Here is a 24936-nt window from a genome sequence, read left to right on the forward strand (position 1 = left end):
ATCAACCGCGGGCGGCGGCGAGGCCAGTCGTTGAATTAAGCACAGCCCGCGCGGCGGCGGCGACGTTCTCGGCGGTGAAACCGAACTCGGCGAACAGGGTGTTGGCGTCGGCGGAAGCGCCGAAGTGTTCGAGCGAAATGATGCGTCCTGCGTCACCCACGTACCGGTACCAGGTCAGGCCGATGCCCGCCTCGACCGCCACGCGGGCCTTCACGGACGGCGGTAGGACGCTCGCCCGGTACTCGGGGGACTGCTCCTCGAACCACTCCACGGACGGCATCGACACGACCCGGGTGCCGATCCCCTCGGCCTCCAGCAGCTCACGCGCCTCGACGGCGAGGTGCACCTCGGAGCCGGTGGCGATCAGGACCAGGTCGGGCGTCTCGGTGGAGGAGTCACGCAGCACGTAACCACCCTTGGCGGCCTCGGAGTTGGCCTCGTAGGTGGGTACGCCCTGGCGGGTCAGGGCCAGGCCGTGCGGGGCGGGGTGGGTGGCGTGCCGCTTGAGGATCTCGGCCCAGGCGATCGCGGTCTCGTTGGCGTCGGCCGGGCGGACGATGTTCAGGCCCGGGATGGCGCGCAGCGAGGCCAGGTGTTCGACCGGCTGGTGGGTGGGGCCGTCCTCGCCCAGGCCGATGGAGTCGTGCGTCCACACGTAGGTGACGGGGAGCTGCATGAGGGCGGACAGGCGTACGGCGTTGCGCATGTAGTCGGAGAAGACCAGGAAGGTGCCGCCGTAGATGCGGGTGTTGCCGTGCAGCGCGATGCCGTTCATCTCCGCGGCCATGGAGTGCTCGCGGATGCCGAAGTGGACGGTACGGCCGTACGGGTCGGCCTCCGGCAGCGGGTTGCCCTTCGGCAGGAAGGAGGACGTCTTGTCGATGGTGGTGTTGTTCGAGCCGGCCAGGTCGGCGGAGCCGCCCCACAGTTCGGGGATCACCGAGCCGAGCGCCTGCAGGACCTTGCCGGAGGCGGCGCGGGTGGCGACGGACGTGCCCGCCTCGAACGCGGGGAGCTTGTCCTGCCAGCCCTCGGGAAGCTGGCCGGCGACGATCCGGTCGAACAGCCTGGCCCGCTCGGGCTGCGCGGTGCGCCACTCGGCGATCCGCTTGTCCCAGGCGGCGTGTGCCTCGGCACCCCGGTCCAGGGCCTCACGGGCGTGGGCGAGGACCTCGTCGGCGACCTCGAAGGACTTCTCCGGGTCGAAGCCCAGGAGACGCTTGGTGGCGGCGACCTCGTCCGCGCCCAGCGCGGAGCCGTGCGAGGCCTCGGTGTTCCGGGCGTTGGGCGCGGGCCAGGCGATGATCGTGCGCATCGCGATGATGGAGGGCCGTCCGGTCTCGGCCTGCGCCGCCTCCAGTGCCGTGTACAGCGCGCGGACGTCGATGTCGCCGTCGGCCGAGGGCTCGATGCGCTGCACGTGCCAGCCGTAGGCCTCGTAGCGCTTCAGCACGTCCTCGGAGAAGGCGGTGGCGGTGTCGCCCTCGATGGAGATGTGGTTGTCGTCGTAGACGAAGACCAGGTTGCCCAGCTTCTGGTGGCCCGCGAGGGAGGAGGCCTCGGCGGAGATGCCCTCCTCCAGGTCGCCGTCCGAGACGATGCCCCAGATGGTGTGGTCGAAGGGCGACTCGCCCTCCGGCGTCTCGGGGTCGAACAGACCGCGCTCGTAGCGGGCGGCCATCGCCATGCCCACCGCGTTCGCGACACCCTGCCCGAGCGGACCGGTGGTGGTCTCCACGCCCGCGGTGTGCCCGTACTCGGGGTGGCCCGGCGTCTTCGAACCGTGCGTGCGGAACGCCTTCAGGTCGTCCAGCCCCAGTTCGTAGCCGGAGAGGAAGAGCTGCGTGTAAAGGGTCAGCGAGGTGTGACCGGGGGACAGGACGAACCGGTCGCGGCCGGTCCACTCCGGGTCGGCGGGGTCGTGTCGCATCACCTTCTGAAAGATCGTGTACGCGGCCGGGGCCAGGCTCATCGCCGTGCCCGGGTGGCCGTTTCCGACCTTCTGAACGGCGTCAGCGGCCAGGATGCGGGCGGTGTCGACCGCCCGGCGGTCCAGCTCGGTCCATTCGAAGCCGCCGGGGCTCTGCGTACTCATCTTCAAGAAGTCCTCACTGGATCGGGAATCGCTGGTGGAACGCCTTCAAACCTAAAAGTCTGACTTTTGCCGGGGAAGGTGCCCGTGTGTCAGCCTTCGGTGAAAATGGGACACGGAGTGCTGGAGCGAGTCGACGCGAGAGGGACATGGCAGACAGAACCACCCAAGGCGGTGCAGGGGGCGAAGGCGGGACCCGGGACGGGATCAGGACCTTCCCCTTCCCGGTCGATCTGAGTCTGTCCGGCGTCGGTATGCAGGTCGGCGCGATGGGGACCGGGCGCGTCTGGCACGTGGACGCCCCGCTGGAACGCGTGCACCGCATCGACTTCCACGTCGTGATGCTCTTTCACGAGGGCCCGGTCAGACACATGATCGACTTCGCCGAGTACGAGGCGTCCCCGGGCGACATCCTGTGGATCCGCCCCGGTCAGGTGCACCGCTTCTCCCGCACCGACCGCTACCGCGGCACCGTCCTGATCATGCAGCCCGGTTTCCTGCCGCGCGCGACCGTCGAGGCGACCGGTCTCTACCGCTACGACCAGCCCCCGCTGCTGCGCCCCGGCGCCGCCCAACTGGCCGCCCTGGAGCACTCGCTCACCCAGCTGGAACGCGAGTACGTCGACACCACCACGCTGCCGCTCAGCCTGCACACCTCGGTGCTGCGGCACTCGCTCACCGCGTTCCTGCTGCGCCTCGCCCATCTCGCGGCCAGCTCCGCCGAAGCGGCCCGCGAGCAGACCGACACCACCTTCACGCGCTTCCGGGAAGCGGTCGAGAAGGACTTCGCCACCAACCACAGCGTCAGCGCGTACGCCGACTCCCTCGGCTACTCCCGCCGCACTCTGGTCCGCGCGGTGCGCGCGGCCACCGGTGAGACCCCGAAGGGATTCATCGACAAGCGGGTGGTCCTGGAGGCCAAGCGGCTGCTGGCCCACACGGAGATGCCCATCGGCCGCATCGGCGTCGCCGTGGGCTTCCCCGACTCGGCGAACTTCTCCAAGTTCTTCCACCAGCACACGGGCACGAGCCCGGTGGTGTTCCGGGCGGAGCTGCGCTGAGTCCGTGCCGTAGGAAACCTGAGTCCGTGCCGAAGAAAAGGGGCGGGCCCGCGGGCCCGCCCCTTCACTCCTCGTACCGCTCGCCGAGGAACTTCCTCGTCAGTGGCCGAAGTCGAACCAGTTGACGTTCACGAAGTCGGCCGGCTGGCCGCTGGTGAAGGTCAGATAGACGTCATGGGTGCCGGTGACGCCGGTGATGTTGGCCGGGACCGTCCGCCAGCTCTGCCAGCCGCCGGTGTTGCCCACCGCGAAACTTCCGATGGGCGTGCTCGTACGGCTGTCGAGGCGCACCTCGACCAGACCGCTGACCCCGCTCGCCGCACCGCTCGCTACGCGCCCGATGAACTGCGTGGCCGCCGTGGAGCCGAAATTGACGCCCTTGTACAGCGCCCAGTCTCCGTTGGCCAGCGAGCCGATGTCCTGGCCGCCGCCGGTGTCCGTGGTGGCCTCGGTGCTGGTGCCCGACTGGCTGTCGTACGACTCGGCCTGGATGGCGCTGTAGGCGTCACGGTTGCCGGTCGGAGGCGGTGTGGTACCGCTCCCACTGGCCTGCAGCACCTGCACGTAGTCCACGACCAGCGGGTGGCCGGGTTCGGTGCCGCTGTCCGGACCGCCGCCGAACGCGTCGGGGAAGCCGCCGCCCATCGCCACGTTCAGGATGACGAAGTAGCCGTGGTTGGTGGCGTTCGCCCAGGTGGTCGCGTCGACCTGGTTCGCCTTGACCGTGTGGAAGTTGACGCCGTCGAGGTAGAAGCGGATCTCCTCGGGGCTCGTCGAGCGGTCCCACTCCATGGCGTACGTGTGGAAGCCGGCCTGACACGTGGTGCCGGCGCACGGGGTGTTGCCGCCGATGCCGCTGGTCTCGTTGCACGGGCCGCCCGGGTTGGTGCCGCAGTGCATGGTGGCCCACTCGGTGTTGAGGCCCTGGACGTTCTCCATGATGTCCAGCTCGCCGACGCTCGGCCAGTTCTGGTAGTTGCCGCGGTAGGGCGCGCCGAGCGTCCAGAAGGCCGGCCAGTAGCCCTTGGCGGCGGCGCCGGTCACGTTCGGCATCTGCAGGCGCGCCTCGACGCGGAGTTTGCCGCCCGCGGGTGGCTGGAAGTCGGTTCGGGTGGTCTCGATACGGCCCGAGGTCCAGTTGCCGGACGCGTCCCGGCGCGGGGTGATCAGCAGGTTGCCGTTGCCGTCGAGCGCCACGTTGTTGGTGCTGGAGGTCATCGTCTCGACCTCGCCGGTGCCCCAGTTGGCGGCGCCGCCCGGGTAACTGGTGCCGGTGTCGTACTGCCAGTTGGAGGTGTTGACGCCGGAGCCGGCCGCCCCGTTGAAGTCGTCGACGAAGACCTGGGACCAGCCGGCCGGGGGAGTGGGCGCGGACGCGTTCGCGGGGAGGACCGCGGCCACGGCCAGGGTCAGTGTGCCGACCGCGGCCAGAATGACGCGCCGCAGGGGGCCGCGTCTGACAGGTGTGCCGGAGGGTTCACTCATGAATGCCTCTTCGGTACGGAGTGGGGGTGCGCGGGTGCTGCTGAGAGCGCTCTCAAGCAAGGTGCGCGGCCAATGTGCTCTCTGTCACTCCGAGCGTCAAGAGGTAAAGCCGAGAAACTCCTTTCCCTGTGCGGGAGTTCAGGCAGTGAAGAGTGGATGTGCGGGGCCCGGCGGCGCCTAGAGGGCGCTGCCCGCCTTCCAGTCCGACCAGGACAGGTTCCAGCCGTTGAGGCCGTTGGAGGCCTCGACGGTCTTCTCGCCCGAGTTCTTGACGACGACGACATCCCCGAGCATCGAACCGGCGTAGAACTTGTAGCCCGGCACGGAGCTGTCGTTCGCGCCCTTGGCGTCGTGCAGGCCGACACATCCGTGGCTGGTGTTGGTGGAGCCGAAGACCGAGGTCGAGGCCCAGTAGTTGCCGTGGATGAAGGTGCCGGAGGTGGTCAGGCGCTGGGCGTGCGGGACGTCCGAGATGTCGTACTCGTCGCCGAGCCCGACGGTCGAGGACTCCATCCGGGTCTGCTTGAACCGCTCGCTGATCACCATGATCCCGGACCAGGTGGTGTGGTCGGCGTCGCCGCCGCTCACCGGGTAGGTGGCGAGGGTGGAGCCGTCGCGCTCGACGGTCATGGTCTTCTTCGCCAGGTCGACCGTGCTGATCTGACGGCGGCCGATGTGGAAGGTGACGTCCTTGGACTGGGTGCCGTAGACGCCGGTCGTGCCCTCGACGTCCTTCAGACGCAGGCTCAGCGTGATCTTCGTGCCCGCGGCCCAGTACTCCTCGGGCCGGAAGTCGAGCCGTGTGTCGCTGAACCAGTGGCCGACCACCTCGACCGCGGGCTCCGCCGTCACCGTGATCGCCTTTTCCACGGCGGCCCGGTCCTTCACGACCTCGGTGAAGTTGATCGATACGGGCATGCCAACACCGGAGGTCGAATTCGCCTCGGGCGTGAAATAGCCCACGAACGTTTCCGAGGGCTGCTTCGTGACGAAGCTCGCGCTCTGCGCGGCGGCGCCCTTCGGCGTGGCCGTGACCGTGTATTTGGTGCCCGAGTAAGGGTTTTTCGTGGACGTCCATTTCGTACGGGCGTCATTGAATGATCCGGCCAGGGTGGAGCCGTCGTTTCCGCTGACCTCGACGCTCGCGAGGGTGCCGTGGCTGACGGTGACCTCGACCGGGCTCGTGAAACCGGCCTTCTTCGTGCCGTCGGCCGGGGTGACGGTCACGGTCGGGGTCTTGACCTCGGCTTTCGTGCTCGCTCCCGCCGTCGAGCCCGCCTTGGCGTCCGTTCCCTCCGAGGCGTCCGCCGAGCCGCTGCAGCCCGCGAGGATGCTTACGGCCGGTACGGCGCCGAGGGCGGCCAGCACCCCGCGCCGCGACCAGGCCTGCCGCTCGGACCGGTTCGCCGTCCGCCGCTCGGACCGGTTCGAATTCTTCGCGAAGCCCACGGCACGCCTTTCCTGGATGACCACCACGACTGCTGGTGCATCCTGCGCCGCCTTCCTGGGGCGATTCTTTGAAACCCGGGGCTGCCGCCTGAGATTTACGTGAAGAGGACCTGAGAATCGGCCTGAAGGAACGACGTACGGCAATGCGCGAGGCCGAGCCGGCCTTCAACTTCAACGGGCTCCTCGCGCTCGGCGCGCCCGGCTACGGCGGTGCGGAGGTGGGCGAGTGCTCACTGCCGTGAACGCGATCAACAAGTCCGGCCTCTCCGCGCAGACGTAGGGCAAGTTGTCGGGCGGCTGACCGCCGTGGCGGCCTCTTCGCCGCGGGGCAGCGCCCCGGGAGCCTCAGGTGCCCGGCTCGGGCCGTGTCTGCGGCTGCCACCCCAGGGCGCGGGAGATCCCCCGCGCCGCCAGCCGTACCGCCGGGATCAACGCCGGTACCTGGGCGTCGTGTTCGGGGACCACGACGGAGACCGCGGAGACCACCGCGCCGCCCGCGCCGCGCACCGGAGCGGCGACCGACAGGGCGTCGTCGGTGACCTGACGGCTGCTCACCGCCACTCCGGTGCGGCGGACCTCGGCGAGCGCGCGGCGCAGGCGGGCCCCGTCGGTGAGGGTGTGCGGCGTGAACGCGGCCAACGGCCCTGAGCAGTAGGCCTCTTGGAACGCCGGGTCACCGTGGGCCAGCAGTGCGAGGCCCACGCCCGTCGCGTGCAGTGGCCAGCGGGCGCCCACCTGGATGCGTACACCGACCGCGGAGCGTCCGGAGATCCACTCGATGTAGACGACCTCGGCGCCGTCGCGGACCGCCATCTGCACGTTCTCGTGCGTGGCCTCGTACAGGTCCTCCAGGTACGGCAGCGCGATCTGGCGGAGGGCGAGGCCGCGGGGTGCGAGGGCCGCGATCTCCCAGAGGCGCAGGCCCACGTGGTAGACGCCGTCCGCGTCCCGCTCCAGCGCGCCCCAGTCGGTGAGGGCGCCGACCAGCCGGTGCGCGGTGGTGAGGGTCAGCCCGGCCCGGCGGCTGATTCCCGTCAGGGAGAGTGCCGGGTGCCGGTGGTCGAAGGCGGCGAGCACGGCGAGCAGACGGTCGGGCGCGGACAGTGCGGTCATGAGTCCAGTTCGGCTTCCGCGACCCGTTGCAGGAGCGTGTGCAGGGTGTCCCGCTCGGCGGGGGCGAGCGGCTGGAGCAGGTCGTTCGTGACGCGCAGGCCCGCCTCGTCCGTGTCGCGCAGGAACGCCCGGCCGTCGTCCGTGAGCACGACGATCCGGCTGCGGCGGTCGTCCGGCGACGGGCGGCGCTCGGCGAAACCGAGCTTCTCCAGGTCGTCGACGAGTCCGACGATCGCGCTCGGGTCGTAGCCGAGCCGCGAGCTCAGCTCCCGCTGGAGCGCGCCCTCGGAGGTGACCAGGAAGCGCAGCAGCGCGTAGTGGCGCAGCCGCAGTCCCGACTCCTGGAGGAAGGTGTTGAACAGCTGCCCCGAGCGAAGGCCCAGCCGGTACAGCAGATAGCCGGTGTCGGCGTGCAGTCCGCGCATCCACGGCTCCTGGGCGTCGATGGGGACGGGGCCGGTGGCCGGGCTGGTGGCGTGCTGCTGGCCTGTGATGACGGGCTCCCTGGGCCGGGCCCCGGGCGGGGCGGTTCGTGCCGGGTACGGCATGCCGTACTGCGTACAGCATCACGCCGTACTCCGCACAGCATGCCGCACGGATGAGTCGGCAACAACTATTGACGTCAACAATTATTGTCCTTAGCTTCGATCTCCTAGCCGCAGCTCGGCATCGCACGCCGTGCTCTGGACCCTCAGCGTCGAAGGGACCCCCTCGTGCCCAGCATCGATCTCACCGGCAAGGTGGCCGTCGTCACCGGCAGCGGCCGTGGCCTGGGCCTGGCCTACGCACACGCCCTGGCGGCCGTCGGCGCCCGCGTGGTCGTCAACGACGTCGACGAGGCCGTGGCCGAGCAGGCCGTGAAGTCCATCACCGCCGCGGGCGGAAAGGCCGTGGCCGAGGTGGTCCCGGTCGGCACCACCGAGGCGGCCGACCGGCTCGTCGCCCGTGCGGTGCAGGAGTTCGGACGGCTCGACATCCTGGTCACCAACGCGGGAATCCTGCGCGACAAGGTGCTGTGGAAGATGACCGACGAGGACTTCGACGCGGTGATCACCACGCATCTGAAGGGCACCTTCACCTGCGCCCGCGCCGCCGCCGTGCGCATGCGCGAGCAGGGCGAGGGCGGCTCGCTGATCCTGGTTGGCTCGCCGGCCGGTCAGCGCGGGAACTTCGGCCAGACGAACTACGCCGCCGCGAAGGCGGGCATCGTCGCCATGGCCCGTACCTGGTCGATGGAGCTGGGCCGCGCGGGCATCACCGTCAACGCGATCGTGCCGGTCGCCGCCACCGCGATGACCGAGACCATCCCCGCGTTCGCCCCGTACGTCGAGGCCATGAGGAACGGCGAGCCGCTGCCCGACTTCCTCCGCAAGGGCGAGGGCTTCGGCACCCCCGAGGACTGCGCCGCCCTCGTCCCGTTCCTCGCCTCCGACGCCGCCCGCGGTGTCACCGGCCAGGCCATCGGCATCGGCGGTGACAAGGTGGCACTCTGGTCGCATCCGCAGGAGGTCAGGGCGGCGTACGCGGACGGCGGCTGGACCCCCGACACCCTGGCCGACGCCTGGGCCACGTCGGTCGGCGCCGAGCCGCAGACCGTCGGGATCCCCGCGCCGAAGCTTCCGGAGGCGTGATGGACCTGAACGAACTCGTCGCGATCGACGTCCACACCCACGCGGAGGTGTCCTCGAAGGGCCACGCCTCGCTCGACGACGATCTGCACGAAGCCTCCAGCGCCTACTTCAAGGTCGAGGGCAAGCGGAAGCCCACCCTGGAGGAGACGGCCGCCTACTACCGCGAGCGGAGGATGGCCGCCGTGATCTTCACGGTGGACGCCGAGTCCGCCACCGGCACCGCGCCCGTCCCGAACGAGGAGGTCGCCGAGGCCGCCGCCGCGAACCCGGACGTGCTGATCCCCTTCGCCTCCATCGACCCCTTCCGCGGCAGGGCGGGCGTCAAGCAGGCCCGCCGGCTCGTCGAGGAGTACGGAGTGAAGGGCTTCAAGTTCCACCCCAGCATCCAGGGCTTCTTCCCCAACGACAGGTCGGTGGCGTACGAGCTGTACGAGGTGATCGAGGAGACCGGCACCATCGCCCTCTTCCACACCGGGCAGACGGGGATCGGGGCCGGGGTTCCGGGAGGCGGCGGCATCCGGCTGAAGTACTCCAACCCCCTGCACGTGGACGACGTGGCCGCCGACTTCCCGCACCTCAAGATCATCCTGGCGCACCCCTCCTTCCCCTGGCAGGACGAGGCGCTGGCCGTCGCCACCCACAAGCCGGGTGTGCACATCGACCTGTCCGGCTGGTCGCCCAAGTACTTCCCGCCGCAGCTCGTGCAGTACGCCAACACACTGCTCAAGGACAAGGTGCTCTTCGGCTCCGACTACCCCGTCCTCACCCCCGACCGCTGGCTCGCCGACTTCGACAAGCTGACGATCAAGGACGAGGTCAAGCCGAAGATCCTCAAGGAGAACGCCGCCCGGCTGCTCGGGCTGACACCGTAAGGGGCCACAGATGCGCAATGAGGGACTGGGGTCGTGGCCCGCACGCCGGGCCCGCAAGACCCCGCACCGTACCGCCCTGATCCACGGCGACACCACCGTCAGCTATGCCGAGCTGTACGCCCGCACCACCCGCCTCGCCCACGCGCTGCGCGCGCTCGGCCTGCGCCGCGGCGACCGCATCGCCTATCTCGGCCCCAACCACCCCTCCTACCTCGAAACCCTCTTCGCGGCGGGCACGCTCGGCGCGGTCTTCGTGCCGCTCAACCCCCGCCTCGCCGGACCCGAGATCGCCTACCAGCTCAGCGACTCGGGCGCCAAGGCCCTCGTGTACGCGCCCTCGCTGGCCGGACTCGTCGCGGGGCTGCCGGGCAACGCGCACGTCCGGACGTTCGTCGAAGTCGGCTCCTGGTACGAGGAGTTGATCGGCCAGGCCGCCGAGGAACCGATCGACCAGCCCGTCACCGCCGAGGACATGTGCATCATCATGTACACCTCGGGCACGACGGGCCGCCCCAAGGGCGCGATGCTCACCCACGGCAATCTGACCTGGAACGCGGTCAACGTCCTCGTCGACCACGACCTGATCGCCGACGAACGCGCCCTGGTCTCGGCCCCGTTGTTCCACACGGCCGGGCTGAACATGCTGACCCTGCCGGTGCTGCTCAAGGGCGGCACCTGTGTCCTGGTCGAGTCCTTCGACCCGGCGGCCACCCTCGACCTGATCGAACGGCACCGGATCACCTTCATGTTCGGGGTGCCGACCATGTTCGACCAAGTGGCCCGGCATCCCCGGTGGGCCGACGCCGACCTGTCCTCGCTACGCATCCTCACCTGCGGCGGCTCACCCGTACCGACCCCGCTCATCGCCGCCTACCAGGAGCGCGGGCTCACCTTCCTGCAGGGCTACGGCATGACCGAGGCCTCGCCCGGCACCCTCTTCCTGGACGCGGAACACGCGGTCGGCAAGGCGGGCTCGGCGGGCGTGCCGCACTTCTTCAGCGATGTCCGGGTCGTACGGCCCGACTTCACGCCGGTCGACATCGGGGAGACGGGCGAGGTGGTCGTCCGCGGGCCGCACGTCATGCCCGGCTACTGGGGGCTGCCCGACGAGACGGCCGCGGTGTTCGCCGACGGCTGGTTCCGCAGCGGGGACGCCGCCCGGGTCGACGAGGACGGCTACGTCTTCATCGTCGACCGCATCAAGGACATGATCATCTCGGGCGGCGAGAACATCTACCCCGCCGAGATCGAGGACCTGCTCCTCGGCCACCCCGGCATCGTCGAGTGCGCCGTCATCGGAGTCGCCGACGACAAGTGGGGCGAGGTGCCGCGCGCGGTCGTCGTCCCCCGCGAGGGCGTCGAGCTCGACCCGGACGAAGTGCTCGCCTCGCTCGCCGGACGCCTCGCCAAGTACAAGATCCCGAAGTCGGTGGTCGTCGTGGACGAACTCCCGCGCACCGCCTCCGGAAAGCTCCTCAAGGCCCGTGTCCGTACGCGGTACGGCACCACCGACTCGTAGGCAAGGAAGTGCACATGAGCATCACCGTGAACGGTCTCGACGAACTGAAGAAGCTCGCCGGCAACGACCTCGGCACCAGCGAGTGGATCGAGGTCACCCAGGAGCGGATCAACACCTTCGCCGACGCCACCGGCGACCACCAGTGGATCCACGTCGACCCGCAGCGGGCGGCCGAGGGCCCCTTCGGCGCGCCCATCGCGCACGGCTATCTGACCCTCTCCCTGTTCATCCCGCTCTTCACCGGGCTGCTGGAGGTCGAGGGTGTGTCGACGAAGGTCAACTACGGTCTGAACAAGGTGCGTTTCCCCTCCCCGGTGAAGGTCGGCTCGCGCATCCGGCTGGTCGCGAGGCTCGCCTCGGTCGAGGACGTGCCGGGCGGGGTGCAGATCGCCGTCGACGGGACGATAGAGATCGACGGCGGCGGGAAGCCCGCCGCCGTCCTCCAGAGCCTGTCGCGCTTCTACGCCTGACGGTCCACCTCGGACGGGTGTCCTCCCTACTGGCCGCCCACCACGTCCACGAACACGGGGTTCGCGTAGAACCACGTGTCGACCCACGGGTCACCGTTTCCGGGCACGTGCGGAATCGGGCCGTACGGGTCGATCGAGGCGCCCAGGTAGCCCGTACCGTTGCGGTTGCCGTCACTGCCGCGCAGCCGGACGTAGAAGGACTCGTCGCCGGCGACCAGCGGGATGCGCAGGGTGTACGTGCCCTTGCGGCCGCTCACGTCCACCGTGCGGACGACCTTGGTGTCGGGCGCGCGCCAGTCGTCGCGGTCGGCGGCAGGGCCGCGCACCGCGCCGCGGATCACGTCGACGTGCGCCAACTCCGGGAGGATTCCATGGGGGTTGGCGCGCGAGGCGGTCGTCACGGTGACCGACAGGGTGAGCTTCTCGCCCTTGCGGACGCGGATCCGGCCGCCCATGGTCACGCCCGGACCGTGGTCGCAGTCCCGCTTCACCCGGACGTCGAGACCGTCCAGCAGGTGCCCGTGGTCGAGCCAGACGCGGCCCGCGCGCAGGCCCGCCATCACGGCGCGGTAGCCGTAACGGGTCACGCCCACGTGGGTGCGGCTGAACTGGCCGGGCCAGAAGTCGCCGCCCGGCTGTTGGGAGTCGGTGTTGACCGGGTCGGGGATGTGCCCGGTGTTGTCGAAGTTCTGCCCGGGTGCCCAGTCGCCGTTCTTCCAGGTGTCGAAGACGACGCGGTGCACATCGGAGTTGGTGGTGATGGTGAACAGCCTGCCCTCGGCGAGCATCGCGTCCCACATGCCGCCGACGGTCGCCGTCATCCAGTCGAAGCCGCCGTACAGGACGTACGCGTTCTCCGGGTAGCCGGCGAAGGAGTTCTCGGACGGCTTGTTGGTGTACTCGCCGCGCTGCTGGCCCGAGCCGACCCAGCCGGGAATGCCGCCGCCCTGGGCGCCGGGCGCGCCCTCCATGCCGATCATGATCTCGGGCGCCGCGTCCCGCCAGCCCCGTATCTCATGCGGGGAGTCGATGCCCAGGCGCGTGGGGTGGTTGGCCAGGACGAGCACGTCGTCGACGTAACCGGTGCGGCGCTGCTCCGCGAGCCACTTGATGGCCTTGACCGCGTGGGCCTCGTTGCGGGCCGTGTCGGGGCTGGTCGGCGAGCCCGCCGTGTAGCCCAGCAGCTTGCCGTCGTAGGCGAGTTCGAACTGCGTGAGGAGATCCACCTCGTGCCGTCCGGGCGCCGCGAAGACCGTGGCGTGCTCGGCGCCCGGGATGTACCACTCCAGCCCCTGGAAGATCAGCTGACGCGGGTTCTCGGCGCGCGCCTTCAGGATCTCCTGGTGCTCCAACTGGGCGCCGTAGTTGGCGTGCCCGAAGTTGGAGTGCTCGTTGAAGACCATCCAGTCCAGGCCGTACTTGGCGCTCGCCTGGGCGAGTTGGGAGAACGTGTACTTCGCGTCGTGGCTGTACACCGAGTGGATGTGGTGGTCGCCGACGAGATAGGCGAGGCGCGGGTCGTCGCCGCCGAGGCGCCGGGAGTCGGCCGCCGCGGGGGTGGCGAGCGAGCCCACCGCGAAGGCCGCCCCGAACAGGCCGGCGCTGCGCAGCAGCCCGCGCCGTGACACGCCCTGCGGGTCCAGCGCGGCGGGGGAGACGGATGGATCGGCCCAGGCGGGCAGTTGCTGCTCGGACATGCGGAGCTTCTCCCTCGGGGAGTCAGAAGGTCTTCGGGGTCACCGGTGGCCGAGACGGCTCAGTGGTTCATGAACTGCGCGACGGACAGAGCCCGTTCGGCGATCCGTACGTCGCCGAGCCGTCCGTGCAGGATCTGGTCGATCTTGCCCGCGTACTCGTAGCCGCCGAGCAGCCAGGGCAGCCCGAGCGAGGTGAGGCCGACGGCGACGGTGTGCGGGTTGCGGGCGACCGGGCAGCCCTGGACGTACATCGTGGTGTGCGAGCCGTCGTTGACGACGGCGACGTGCCACCACTGCTCGCGGGCCGTCTCGTCGCCCCAGTTGGTGACGATGCCCTGCTGGTTGAGCGGCCGGACGGCCCACTGCGGGCCGGGCCCGTCGGAGAGGGAGAGCGTGGCGAGCGGCTCGTCCGGGTCGTCGGCGGTCTTGCCCGCGCCACCGCCCGTGCCGGTACGGCTGATCAGCGAGGCCCAGGCGTTGTGCGAGGCGTCCCAGTCGGCGGGGAGCTGGTAGAAGGCCTCGATGGTGTAACCGCGCTTGAAGGTGACCGAGTTGAGGGGTGCCCCGTCGACCGTACGCAGATACGCGCCCTTCAGCGGGGGCTTGCCGCCCTGGAAGAAGAGGCTGCCATGACCCGGCTGGTCGGGGTGGTGGGCGGAGGACCAGGTGAGGGCGCTGTCGCCGACCTTGACCACGGTCAGGTCGTTGCCGTGCCCGGACTGGTCGCGCACCGTGCCCTCGGCCGCCGTACCGTCCGCGTGCCCGTCGAAGCGCCAGTACGCGAGTGTGCCCCGTACCAGCATCTCGGACACCGGGCGCGCCGAGCGGGCGGGCACCGGCGCGAAGCCCGCGAAGCGGTCCTCGAAGTCGACGGCGACCGAGAACCGGTCGGCGTCACCGCTGAGTTCGATCTCCTGCCGCTCCAGCTCGTTGAGCCCCTCGGCCGCCCGGCCCAGGATCCAGGGCGAGATGGTCTCGACGTCGATGGTGTTGCGGTCGAGGTCGAAGCGGTAGAGGCGGATCATCGCCGCCCCGCCGTAGTAACGGTTCTGATAGTTCGTCAGGTGGAGGTGGACGTCGTGCCCGGCCGCGTTGGTGCGGGTGGCGCGGGCGGCGGGCCAGTAGTGCCCGTTCAGGGTCAGGAAGATCTGGTCGTGGTCGTGGATCAGCTGGTCCCAGAGCTGCTGCCCGTACGAGGACAGGGTGTCGTCGTCCACGACCAGCTCGTGCGTGGTGAGGATGACCGGCGTCTTGGGGTGCTGGGCGATGACGTCCTTCGCCCACGCGTAGCCCTGCGCCGACAGCCGCCAGTCCAGGGCGAGGACGAGCCACTCCATGCCCGCCGCCCGGAACAGGTGGAAGGTGTTGTAGCCGTCCGGCGAGGCGCCGCCGAAGGTGCGCTTGCCCCGGAAGCGCTGCGGACCGAAGACGTCCAGGTAGGGGGTCGCGCCCCGCTGGTCGTTCGTGGACGACCTGATGTCGTGGTTGCCCGCGAGCACGCTGTAGCCGACGCCGCGCCGGTCGAGCAGTTCGAACGCCTTGCCCGCGGCGGCGAATTCGGGCTGCGCCCCGTTCTCGGTGAGGTCGCCCAGGTGCGAGAGGAAGACGATGTTCTCGTCCTTGCCGTGCTCCAGGAGATAGCGCAGCGAGGCCTCGATCGGCGCGGGGTTGATGCTCGGCCCGTCGAAGAGGTACTGCGTGTCGGGCATGACGGCGAGCGTGAAGCGGCGGCTGTCGGCGTCGGGCCGCCAGTTCGCCTCACGCGTCGCCGCCTGTGCCGTCACCGCGGGCAGGGCGACCGAGGTGGTGGCCGCCGCGCCGATCAGGGCCGTGGCCCGCAGGAAGTTGCGTCTGCCGGCGCCGGCCTGCTCGGCCTCCGGCGCCTGGTCATGCGAAGTACACACGTCTGCTCCATGAAGGTGCGAAAAGGTCAGTGAGGAGTTCGAGTCAGGTCGAGCGTCGAGTCAGGTCGAACGGGTCGAGCCGGTGGGACGGGCGGCGCGCCGCGCGCGGGTCAGAGCACGCGCAGCGTCCAGGACCAGCGGTGGGTACCGGCCGGGACGAGATAGCCGGCCGAGGTGTCGGGTCCGCACGAGGCCGTGCCCACCCCCCGGTGCGCGGCGTCGAGGTGCACCACGCAGCCGGGCCGCGGCACCAGCTCGTCGTGATGGGTGGCGGCCGCCAGATCCGCGGCCCGGTAGCGGGTCACGGTCACCTGACGCGGTTCGTCGAGCGCGACCGCGAAGCCCGTGGCGTCCGGTGCCGAGAGCGTGAAGCGGCGTACACCGTGCCGCCCGCCGCTCTCCTGCGGACGCAGATAGGGGGTGAACAACTCGTCCACGGGAAGGGAGTGGTGGCCCACCGGCGCGCCTGTGCTCCGGTCCGGGTAGGACTCCCAGGGGCCCTGGCCGTACCACTCCAGGACATCGAGCCCGGTGACCGTCTCGAAGACCGAGCCCACCCGCGGTACGTCGTCGAGCGCGGCCGGCAGTTGCGCGGTCTCCTCGATCCGCACCCCGCCCTCGACACGGGTGAACACCTGCTCGTGACGTACGGCGCCCGCCAGGGTCGCGTACTCGGCGACCACGGTGACGTTTCCGTCCTCGCGGTGTACGTCGACGAGCTTGCGCTCCAGCGCGTCGAGCCCCCAGGCCCGCCAGCGCACCGCCATGCCGCCGAGCTCGTCGTTGTCGGTCGGTGTCCGCCACAGCGACAGCACGGGGGCCGCGGTGAGCAGCGGATGGACGAGCAGCCCGTCCTCGTCGACCTCGACAGCGGAGTCCGACACTGCGGCGGAGCCCACGGGGGTGGCCGCCCTGAGCCGCACCTGCGGCACACACACCTCCGTGCCGCGCGGTGCCCACGCCTCCTCGTCCGCCGTGGTCACCCGCAGCGTCAGCCAGGCCTCGCCGCCGTCCTCCGGCAGCGTGAACGGCATCGGCACGGCCACCGATTCACCCGCCCGTACGTCGGGCAGCTCGGCCGCGGCCGTCAGCGTGCCGCCCTCCGCGAGGGACAGCTCCCACTCGGCGGTCAGCCACTCGAGGCCCCGGAAGTGCTGGTGGTTGGTGACCCGCAGCTCGCCCCCGACGTACGCGAGGCGCACCGGCGCCGCGATCTCCCGGTGCTCGTACATCACCGGCTTGGGCGTGCGGTCGGGGAAGACGACCCCGTCGGCGACGAACGCGCCGTCGTGGATCGTCTCGCCGAAGTCGCCGCCGTAGGCCCAGCGGTGGCCCGGCGCGGCGACACCGTTGTCATACAGCCCGGCGCCACCGCGCCCGGCCGGTCTTCCGTCGTTCACGCGTTGAAGAATGCCGTGGTCCCAGAACTCCCAGATGAAACCGCCCTGAAGCCCTGGGGTTGACTCGATGGCGGCCCAGTGGTCGGCCAGCGTGCCGTTGCTGTTGCCCATGGCGTGCGAGTACTCGCACTGGATGAGCGGCTTGGTCTGCTCCCCGGAGAGGGCGTGCGTGACACAGTCCTCGAGCGGCGCGTACATGGGACAGGCGATGTCGGAGGCGACCTTCGGGTCGGCCCAGCCGAGCTTGGCCGCGCCCTCGTACTGGAGGGGCCGGCTCGGGTCGTGGCGGCGCAGCCAGCCCGCGGCGGCGTCGTGGTTGGCGCCGTAGTCGGACTCGTTGCCCAGCGACCAGATGATCACCGAAGGGTGGTTCTTGTCGCGCAGGACCATTCGGGAGACGCGGTCCACGAAGGCGCCGAGGTAGCGGGGGTCGTCGGCGATCTCGTGCGCGTGGTCGTGCGCCTCGATGTTCGCCTCGTCCACGACGTAGAAGCCCAGCTCGTCGGCGAGGTCGAGCAGGGAGGGGTCATTGGGATAGTGGGCGGCACGGATCGCGTTGAACCCGAAGCGCTTCAGCGTCACCAGATCGGCGCGCATGTCGTCGTACGACACCGTCCGGCCCGTCAGCGGGTGGAAGTCGTGCCGGTTGACGCCCCGGATGTAGACCCGCTCGCCGTTGAGGAGCAGGTCCCGGCCGCGGATCTCGACCTCGCGGAAGCCCACGCGGTGGTGCGAGGTGTCGGTGACCGAGCCGTTGGCGCGGTGCAGCCGTACGGTCAGGTCGTACAGTTCGGGCGTCTCCGCGGTCCAGGTGCGGACGCCCGCGACGACCGTGGTGAGACGGGCCTCGCCGAGGAAGTCGGAGACCCGGCCGTCCTCCTCCTTGAACCGCTCGTACTCGACGTCCTGGGTGAGCAGCTGGCCGTCCAGCTCCCCGGTGACGTACCAGCCCTCCGGCAGCGCGCCCCCGGCGTCCCGCACCTGGCAGTCGACCCGCAGGCCGCCGTCGCACCGCGTCCGTACGGTCACGTCGGCCAGCCGCAGCGGATCGGTCGCGTACAGCAGCACCGAGCGGGTGATCCCGGCGTGCCACCACTGGTCCTGGTCCTCGAGGTGCGAGGCGTCCGACCACTTGACGACGGTGAGCCGCAGCGAAGCGCGCTCTCCGGGTCGTACGACGTCGGAGAGGTCGAACTCGGCCGCGAGGTGCGAGTCCTTGGACACGCCGACGGGCCGCCCGTCCACATGGACCAGCAGCACGCTCTCGGCGGCGCCGACCTGGAGCACGATCCGGCGGCCGGCCCACTCGGCGGGGACGTCCACCTCACGCTCGTACACGCCCGTCGGATTCGCGTCCGGCGAGGCGGGCGGGAACTCGCCCCAGGGCATCCTGAAGTTGGTGTACTGCGGCAGGTCGTCGGTGTCCTGGGTGGTCCAGGAGCCGGGCACCTGGAGCGAGGACCAGGCGAGACCGGGGGCCGAGGTGGGCGTGGGCAGCAGTTGGAAGCGCCAGGAGCCGTCCAGTGACAGGGCTCCGGCCCGGCGGTCGACGGCGTTCATGGGCAACCGCCCCCAGGAGGTCACCTCAGGTGCTTCCCAGGGGCGGAGCGCGAGCAGCGGGTCCGTCATCAGCGGATGGCCCCCTTGCCGAGATCCGCGATGATCTGCTTGGCGCCGATCGCGAAGACGATCAGCAGGGGGATGAGGGCGAGAAGCGCGCCGGTCATGACCATTCCGTAGTCGGTGGTGCCGTGGACACCGTTCAGCTGGGAGAGCGCGACCTGGAGGGTCACGTTGTCCGGGTTGGTGAGGGCGATCAGCGGCCAGGCGTAGTCGTTCCACTGGCCCATGAAGGTGAAGATGCCGAGGAAGGCGAGGCCCGGCCGGACCACCGGGAGCGCCACGTGCCAGTACTGGCGCAGGAAGCCCGCCCCGTCCAGCTTGGAGGCGTCGATCAGCTCGTCGTGGATCGCGCTCTTCATGTACTGGCGCATCCAGAAGATGCCGAACGCGTTGGCCGCCGCCGGGACGATCAGCGCGGTCATCGAGCCGATCCAGCCCAGCTTCGCCATGATCACGAACTGGGGGATCGCCTGGAGCTGCGCCGGGACCATGAAGATGACCATCATCAGCGCGAACAGCACCCGGCGGCCCGGGAACTGGAACTTGGCGAACACGAACGCGGCCAGCGAGTCGAAGAACAGGACCAGGACGGTCACCGAGCACGCCACCAGCAGCGAGTTGAACATCGACCCGAAGAAGTCGACGTTGTCGAAGAGGTTGCGGACGTTCTCGAGGAAGTGCGAGCCGGGCAGCAGCTTCGGCGGGTAGGAGAAGATCTCCGTCGACGAGTGCGTCGACATGATCACGGCCCAGTAGAACGGGAAGACCGAGAGCAGCAGACCGATGATCAGGGAGAGGTGGAGGGCGATGCCCCGGCGCCGTGACCCCTTGATGGTCGACGTGCGCCCCGCCCCCTTCATGGAGGCCGATGAACCCTTGAGGATTGCCATGGTGGGGCCTCCCTAGTCTTCGCCCCGGCGCTGCACCAGGCGCCAGTTGATGATCGAGAAGATGATGACGACGAGGAAGATGCCCCAGGCCACGGCGGCGCCGTAACCGAAGTCGTTGTTGTCGAAGGTCTGCTGGAAGAAGTAGAGGACCATCGTCTGGCCCGAGTGGCCGGGGCCGCCCGCGAACGACGAGTTGTTGTCCGTGGTCTGCAGCAGCACCTGCGGTTCGGAGAAGGTCTGCAGGCCCGTGACCGTCGAGATGATGAGCACGAACAGCAGCACCGGACGCATCAGCGGCAGCGTGATCCGGAAGAAGGTCTGGACGGGTCCGGCGCCGTCCATCCGCGCCGCCTCGTACAGCTCGCCCGGGATCGTCTGGAGCCCCGCGAGGAAGATGATCGCGTTGTAGCCGGTCCACTGCCAGGTCATCAGCGTGGCGATGGCGACCTTGATGCCCCACGGTGTGTTCAACCAGGCCACCTGGTCCAGGCCGATCGCCTGCAAGAACGCGTTGACCAGACCGAAGTTGGTGGAGAAGACCGAGCCGAAGATGATCGCGACCGCGACGATCGAGGTGACGTTCGGCAGGAAGTAGGCGAAGCGGTAGAGGTTCTTGAAGCGGACGGCCGAGTTGAGCATCACGGCCGTGACCATCGCCAGGAAGATCATCGGGAAGGTGGCCAGCGCCCAGATGATGATCGTGTTCCCGATCGAGGTCCAGAACTGGGTGTCCGACAGCAGATAGCGGTACTGCGAGAGCCCCGCGAACTCCATCGAGCCGAGGCCGTCCCAGCGGTGGAACGACAGATAGAGCGAGAAGCCGACCGGTATCAGACCGAAGGCGAGGAACAGCAGATAGAAGGGGGAGATCGCGGCGTACAGCCGCCAGTAGCTGAGGATGCCCTTCTTGGGGTGGGTGACGGGGGTCTCGGCGAGGGCCGCGCGGGGCGTGTCGACCACGGGTGCGGTAGCCATCAGTAACTCACCCCCAGGTGGTCCGCGATGCGCCGGCACTTGCTCATGGCGTCCCTCCAGGCCTTGTCCGGGTCCTTGCCGAGGACGGAGAAGTTCCGCAGCTCGTCGTTGATCGGGGTGCTCAGCGCGATGTCGTACGGGCTGTTGAAGGCGACCGGGATGTTCTGCGCCGCCGGACCGAAGACGTCCATGGTGACCTGGTCGCCGAAGAAGGCGTCGGGTTCGCGCAGCTTCTTCATCGCGTACGACGCCGGGGTCGAGGGGAAGAGCACCGAGTCGACGAAGCCCTGGGCCTGGTTGCTCGCGTCGAGCATCCAGGTGATCATCTCGAAGGCCTTCTCGGGCTCCCGGCACGCCTTGGTGATCGCGAGGAACGAGCCGCCGATGTTCGAGGGACCGCCCGGACACGCGGCCACCCGCCACTTGCCCTTGGTCTTCGGTACGTTGAGCTTGATGTCGCCGGCCGCCCATGAGGCGTTCAGCTGGCTGGGCAGCAGACCCCGCTCGGTGGCCGAGGTGTTGTCGGCCGTACCGTTGATGATCTTCGAGACCAGTCCGCGACGGGTGGCCTCGACGGAACGGTCCCAGGCGGTGCGCACATGCTCCTGGTCGCCGATGAAGTGCCGGTCCTTGTCGACGAACCGCTTCGTCGTCTGGTTGACCGAGATGCCGAAGACGCTGAGCGCGTCGGTCAGGATGAACGTGCCGGGGAGGCGCTTCTTCAGCTGCTCGCCGGCCGCGAAGAACTGGTCCCAGGTGGCCAGCTCCTTGGAGACGTCCTCGGGCTCGTACGCCAGTCCGGCCTTCTGGAAGACGGCGGGCTGGTAGTAGTGCGCGACCGGACCGCAGTCGATCGGGAAGCCCACCATCGAACCGTCCGGGGCCATGCCCTGATCCCACTTCCAGGGCAGGTACTGGTCCTTCAGTTTCTCGGCACCGAGCGTGCGCAGGTCCACGAACTGGTCGGAGTTGGGCAGATACGAGGCCATGTCCTCGCCCTTGAGCCCGGCGATGTCCGGGATGTGGGCGCGTCCGGTCATCGTGGTCATCAGCTTCGAGCGGTAGTAGCCGCCGATCTGGATGGCCTGCAGATTCACCGCGCTGTCGTAGCGGGCCTTGGCGTCCTGGACGACTTTCGGGCTCAGCCCGCCGCTCCAGTACCACAGGACCATGTTGCGTCCGGTCGAGCCGGTCGGAACGCCGCAGCCGGTCGCCAGGCCGCTCAGCGCCGTGGCGGCCGTACCGGCCAGGCCGGCGCGCAGCAGGCCCCTTCGTGAGAGCCGCACAGCTCCCACCGCCTTTCGGATCTTTTCGGTCTTCGCGTACGAGGGGTCTTACGTGGGGTCTTGCAAGGGGTCGTGCGTGGGGTGTTTCGCGTTGCGATGCGTGGGGTCATCCGTGTCGTGCGTGTGATGCGGGGGGTCTTACGGGGTGTTGCGCGTGGGGTCATCGGGGTGCGCCCGGCCGACGCGTGGCGTCGGGCGGGGTCACGGGGGCGGGACGGACGGGCGGGCCCGGGTCCGCCGGGACGCGGTCGGCGAGGAAGCCGTACGCACGCCGCAGTTCACGGTCTTCGAGCGACTGCCACCAGCGGTGGACGCCGTACCATCCGGGCGCGGCCAGCGCACCGCCGTGCCGCTGTACGGACAGGCCGGCGGCCAGCACCGCGAAGCGCAGCCGCTCCTCCAGCGGCCAGCCGCCGAGCGAGGCCGCGACGAAGCTCGCGCCGAAGACGTCTCCGGCACCCGTCGCGTCCAGGACGTCGACGGGGAGGGCGGGTACCTCCGCGTACTCGCCCGTCGTCTGGTCCACCGCGACCGCGCCGTCGCCGCCCCGGGTGACCACGGCGACCGGCACCAGCTCGGTCAGCGTGCCCAGGGCCGCGACCGCGCTCTCGGTGCGCGTGTACGCCATCGCCTCCGTCTCGTTCGGGAGGAAGGCGTGGCACAGGGAGAGCTGGTCGAGGAGGTCCCGGGACCACCGTTGTGTGGGGTCCCAGCCGACGTCCGCGTAGATCTGCGTGCCGGCCGCGGCGGCCTTGGCGAGCCAGGCGCGCGGTTCGGCCTCGATGTGCACGAGGGCGGTGCGTGCCTCGGGCGGGTCGCCCATCAGCTCGTCCTGCGAGTACGGCGGTTCCTGGCCGTGGGTGACCAGGGCCCGGTCGTTGCCGTGGGCCAGCGAGACGGTGACGGGAGTGTGCCAGCCGTCCGCGGTGCGGGACAGGGAGAGGTCGATGCCCTCCTGGTCGGCGAGGACCTCACGGCAGTACGCGCCGTAGTAGTCGTCGCCGAAGACCGTGGCCAGGGAGGTGCGCAGGCCGAACCGGGAGGCCGCGACCGCCAGGTTGGCGATGCCGCCGGGGCTCACGCCCATTCCCTCGGTCCAGATCTCCTCGCCGGCCGTCGGCGGCTTCCCCAGTCCGGTGAGAACGAGGTCGTAGAAGAGCAGCCCGGTCAGCATCACATCGGGCCGTTCGTCACCCACGAGCACATCCTCTCGTCAAAACTCTGCAAGCGGTGCACAGGATCGTGCGCGCCTCTGGCCAATTTGGCAAGAGTCGAGCAGAACTGAGCATAGAAATGATTGGGAATGACGAGTACTGTTCACAGGGTGCTGGCAGAGCGACGACATCAACTCATCCTGCGGGCCCTGCGCTCCGGCGGGCCCGCAGCCGTGACCGATCTCTCCGAACAGCTGGGCGTGAGCCCCGCCACGGTCCGCCGTGACCTGCTGAAACTGGAGGAGGAAGGCCTGCTCACGCGGGTGCACGGCGGGGCGGTCGTGGAGGAGGGCGACCAGCCCTTCGCCGAGGTCGCCGAGGTCCGTGTGGCCGAGAAGGACGCCATCGCGGAGCGCGCCGCCTCGATGGTCCAGGACGGCCAGTCCGTCCTGCTGGACATCGGCACCACCGCCTACCGGCTGGCCCGACAGCTGCACGGCCGCCGGATCACCGTGATCACCAGCAACCTGGTGGTCTACGAGGAGCTGGTGGACGACGAGGACATAGAGCTGGTGCTGCTCGGCGGAATGGTCCGCCGTGAGTACCGCTCCCTGGTCGGCTTCCTCACCGAGGACAACCTGCGACAACTGCACGCCGACTGGCTGTTCCTCGGTACCAGCGGGGTACGGCCCGGCGGGCAGGTGATGGACACCACCGTCGTCGAGGTGCCGGTCAAGCGGGCCATGATCGAGGCGGGCGACAAGGTCGTCCTGCTCGCCGACCGCGCGAAGTTCCCGGGTACGGGAATGGCGCGGGTCTGCGGCCCCGAGGAGCTGGACGTGGTGGTGACGAACGGCCCGCTGGACCCGGCGACGCGGTCGTCGTTGGAAGAGGCGGGCGTGCAAGTGGTCGTGACAGGAAAGGCGGAAACGGCGTGAAGCTGACGATTCTGGGTGGCGGCGGATTCCGGGTGCCGCTCGTGTACGGGGCACTCCTCGGGGACCGCGCCGAGGGCCGCGTCACCCATGTCGTGCTGCATGACGTGGACGCCGGACGGCTCACGGCCGTCGCCCGGGTGCTGGCCGAGCAGGCGAAGGACCTGCCGGACGCCCCCGAGGTGTCCTTCACCACCGACCTCGACGACGCGCTGCGCGGCGCCGACTTCATCTTCTCCGCGATCCGCGTCGGCGGCCTGGAGGGACGTGCCGACGACGAGCGGGTGGCACTCGCGGAGGGCGTCCTCGGCCAGGAGACGGTCGGCGCCGGCGGCATCGCGTACGGCCTGCGCACGGTCCCCGTGGCCGTGGACATCGCCCAGCGGGTGGCCCGGCTCGCCCCCGACGCCTGGGTCATCAACTTCACCAACCCGGCCGGACTGGTCACCGAGGCCATGTCCCGTCACCTCGGCGACCGCGTCATCGGGATCTGCGACTCGCCGGTCGGCCTCGGCCGCCGCATCGCCACCGTCCTGGGCGCCAACCCCCGCGAGGCCTGGATCGACTACGTCGGCCTCAACCACCTCGGCTGGGTGCGCGGGCTGCGTGTCGCGGGCCGCGACGAGCTGCCGCGGCTGCTCGCCGACCCCGAGCTGCTCGGCTCCTTCGAGGAGGGCAAGCTCTTCGGCGTCGAGTGGCTGCAGTCCCTGGGCGCCGTCCCGAACGAGTACCTGCACTACTACTACTTCAACCGGGAGGCCGTCCGGGCCTACCAGCAGGCGGAGAAGACCCGCGGCGCGTTCCTGCGCGACCAGCAGGAACAGTTCTACGCCGAGATGAAGCGCCCGGACACCGCCGCGCTGAGTGCCTGGGACCGTACGCGGGCCGAGCGCGAGGCCACCTACATGGCGGAGAACCGGGACGCGGCGGGCGCGGGCGAACGCGACGCCGACGACCTCTCCGGCGGCTACGAGAAGGTGGCGCTCGCCCTGATGCGGGCCATCGCCCGCGACGAGCGCACCACGCTCATCCTCAACGTCCGCAACCGCGGCACGCTGGGCGTGCTCGACACGGAGGCCGTCATCGAGGTGCCCTGCCTCGTCGACGCCAACGGCGCCCACCCGGTCGCCGTCGACCCGCTGCCCGACCACGCCAGCGGACTGGTCTGCGCGGTCAAGGCGGTGGAGCGCGAGGTCCTGTCCGCCGCCGAGTCCGGCTCGCGCACGACCGCCGTCAAGGCCTTCGCCCTGCACCCGCTCGTCGACTCCGTGAACGTGGCCCGCCGTCTGGTCGAGGGGTACACCTCGGTCCACCCAGGCCTGGCGTACCTTAAGTAAGCGCTTACCCCCTGCTCGGCTTCTTGGCTCCTGGAGACCTCAC

19 protein-coding genes are annotated in these 24936 nt (G+C 69.8%); 7 read left to right on the forward strand and 12 right to left on the reverse strand.

The window, feature by feature from the left end; all coding sequences use genetic code 11:
• Position 1 precedes the first annotated feature (1 nt).
• Positions 2 to 2095 carry a transketolase gene (tkt, locus tag KVT44_RS36870; RefSeq protein WP_217571806.1) on the reverse strand — a complete coding sequence of 698 codons (2094 nt, stop codon included), beginning with the start codon at positions 2093 to 2095 and terminating at the stop codon, positions 2 to 4.
• Between the two features lie 146 nt (positions 2096 to 2241).
• On the opposite strand from tkt, the gene KVT44_RS36875 reads away from it, so the two are divergent.
• Positions 2242 to 3153, forward strand: a complete 912-nt coding sequence (locus tag KVT44_RS36875; RefSeq protein ID WP_099919616.1) for an AraC family transcriptional regulator — start codon at positions 2242 to 2244, stop codon at positions 3151 to 3153.
• Positions 3154 to 3252: 99 nt separating this feature from the next.
• On the opposite strand, the gene KVT44_RS36880 is transcribed toward KVT44_RS36875, so the two are convergent.
• The 4 genes from KVT44_RS36880 to KVT44_RS36900 form a co-directional block, all read right to left on the reverse strand.
• Complete coding sequence (locus KVT44_RS36880) at positions 3253 to 4638, reverse strand: glycoside hydrolase family 16 protein (RefSeq protein WP_217571808.1); 1386 nt, start codon at positions 4636 to 4638, stop codon at positions 3253 to 3255.
• A gap of 177 nt (positions 4639 to 4815) precedes the next feature.
• Complete coding sequence (locus KVT44_RS36885; protein ID WP_217571853.1) at positions 4816 to 6087, reverse strand: Ig-like domain-containing protein; 1272 nt, start codon at positions 6085 to 6087, stop codon at positions 4816 to 4818.
• 345 nt (positions 6088 to 6432) lie between these two features.
• Positions 6433 to 7200, reverse strand: coding sequence for an IclR family transcriptional regulator (locus tag KVT44_RS36895; protein ID WP_217571809.1), 768 nt, complete (start codon positions 7198 to 7200; stop codon positions 6433 to 6435).
• Positions 7197 to 7748 (reverse strand): MarR family winged helix-turn-helix transcriptional regulator, encoded by a 552-nt coding sequence (locus KVT44_RS36900; RefSeq protein WP_254650402.1) that lies wholly within the window; start codon positions 7746 to 7748, stop codon positions 7197 to 7199. Before KVT44_RS36900 ends, KVT44_RS36895 begins: the two co-directional genes overlap by 4 nt.
• A gap of 165 nt (positions 7749 to 7913) precedes the next feature.
• On the opposite strand from KVT44_RS36900, the gene KVT44_RS36905 reads away from it, so the two are divergent.
• From KVT44_RS36905 to KVT44_RS36920, 4 genes are read left to right on the forward strand one after another with little or no spacing between them, the layout of a single operon-like run.
• Positions 7914 to 8831 carry an SDR family oxidoreductase gene (locus KVT44_RS36905; RefSeq protein ID WP_308314207.1) on the forward strand — a complete coding sequence of 306 codons (918 nt, stop codon included), beginning with the start codon at positions 7914 to 7916 and terminating at the stop codon, positions 8829 to 8831.
• The gene (locus KVT44_RS36910; RefSeq protein WP_099919613.1) at positions 8831 to 9703 is read left to right on the forward strand and encodes an amidohydrolase family protein; all 873 of its coding nucleotides are present in this window, start codon (positions 8831 to 8833) and stop codon (positions 9701 to 9703) included. Before KVT44_RS36905 ends, KVT44_RS36910 begins: the two co-directional genes overlap by 1 nt.
• Positions 9704 to 9713: 10 nt before the next feature.
• Complete coding sequence (menE, locus tag KVT44_RS36915) at positions 9714 to 11222, forward strand: o-succinylbenzoate--CoA ligase (protein WP_190168222.1); 1509 nt, start codon at positions 9714 to 9716, stop codon at positions 11220 to 11222.
• A 14-nt stretch (positions 11223 to 11236) separates the two neighbouring features.
• Positions 11237 to 11692 carry a MaoC family dehydratase gene (locus KVT44_RS36920; protein ID WP_217571811.1) on the forward strand — a complete coding sequence of 152 codons (456 nt, stop codon included), beginning with the start codon at positions 11237 to 11239 and terminating at the stop codon, positions 11690 to 11692.
• Between the two features lie 26 nt (positions 11693 to 11718).
• On the opposite strand, the gene KVT44_RS36925 is transcribed toward KVT44_RS36920, so the two are convergent.
• The 7 genes from KVT44_RS36925 to KVT44_RS36955 all read right to left on the reverse strand — a co-directional run bounded on the left by KVT44_RS36925 (position 11719) and on the right by KVT44_RS36955 (position 22665).
• Positions 11719 to 13389, reverse strand: a complete 1671-nt coding sequence (locus tag KVT44_RS36925; RefSeq protein ID WP_217571813.1) for a histidinol-phosphatase — start codon at positions 13387 to 13389, stop codon at positions 11719 to 11721.
• Positions 13390 to 13448: 59 nt separating this feature from the next.
• Positions 13449 to 15293 carry a LamG-like jellyroll fold domain-containing protein gene (locus tag KVT44_RS36930; protein WP_217571815.1) on the reverse strand — a complete coding sequence of 615 codons (1845 nt, stop codon included), beginning with the start codon at positions 15291 to 15293 and terminating at the stop codon, positions 13449 to 13451.
• Between the two features lie 110 nt (positions 15294 to 15403).
• A complete protein-coding gene (locus KVT44_RS36935) occupies positions 15404 to 18322 on the reverse strand; it encodes a glycoside hydrolase family 2 TIM barrel-domain containing protein (RefSeq protein WP_217571817.1) in 2919 nt (972 codons plus the stop codon).
• Positions 18322 to 19206: a carbohydrate ABC transporter permease gene (locus KVT44_RS36940; protein ID WP_229888716.1), complete on the reverse strand. Its 885-nt coding sequence runs from the start codon at positions 19204 to 19206 to the stop codon at positions 18322 to 18324. The genes KVT44_RS36935 and KVT44_RS36940 overlap by 1 nt, the downstream gene beginning before the upstream one ends.
• Positions 19207 to 19218: 12 nt before the next feature.
• Complete coding sequence (locus tag KVT44_RS36945) at positions 19219 to 20181, reverse strand: carbohydrate ABC transporter permease (RefSeq protein ID WP_099919607.1); 963 nt, start codon at positions 20179 to 20181, stop codon at positions 19219 to 19221.
• Positions 20181 to 21467: an ABC transporter substrate-binding protein gene (locus KVT44_RS36950; protein ID WP_099919606.1), complete on the reverse strand. Its 1287-nt coding sequence runs from the start codon at positions 21465 to 21467 to the stop codon at positions 20181 to 20183. The genes KVT44_RS36945 and KVT44_RS36950 overlap by 1 nt, the downstream gene beginning before the upstream one ends.
• Before the next feature lie 160 nt (positions 21468 to 21627).
• Complete coding sequence (locus tag KVT44_RS36955) at positions 21628 to 22665, reverse strand: carbohydrate kinase family protein (RefSeq protein ID WP_099925241.1); 1038 nt, start codon at positions 22663 to 22665, stop codon at positions 21628 to 21630.
• 126 nt (positions 22666 to 22791) lie between these two features.
• Here KVT44_RS36955 and KVT44_RS36960 point away from each other — a divergent pair, with 126 nt between their 5' ends.
• Positions 22792 to 23559 carry a DeoR/GlpR family DNA-binding transcription regulator gene (locus tag KVT44_RS36960; RefSeq protein ID WP_054234544.1) on the forward strand — a complete coding sequence of 256 codons (768 nt, stop codon included), beginning with the start codon at positions 22792 to 22794 and terminating at the stop codon, positions 23557 to 23559.
• Positions 23556 to 24893 (forward strand): 6-phospho-beta-glucosidase, encoded by a 1338-nt coding sequence (locus KVT44_RS36965; RefSeq protein ID WP_217571819.1) that lies wholly within the window; start codon positions 23556 to 23558, stop codon positions 24891 to 24893. The genes KVT44_RS36960 and KVT44_RS36965 overlap by 4 nt, the downstream gene beginning before the upstream one ends.
• Positions 24894 to 24936 lie beyond the last annotated feature (43 nt).

It is taken from the genome of Streptomyces sp. GbtcB7 (assembly GCF_019091445.1).
In the GTDB taxonomy this organism is placed as follows: domain Bacteria; phylum Actinomycetota; class Actinomycetes; order Streptomycetales; family Streptomycetaceae; genus Streptomyces; species Streptomyces mirabilis.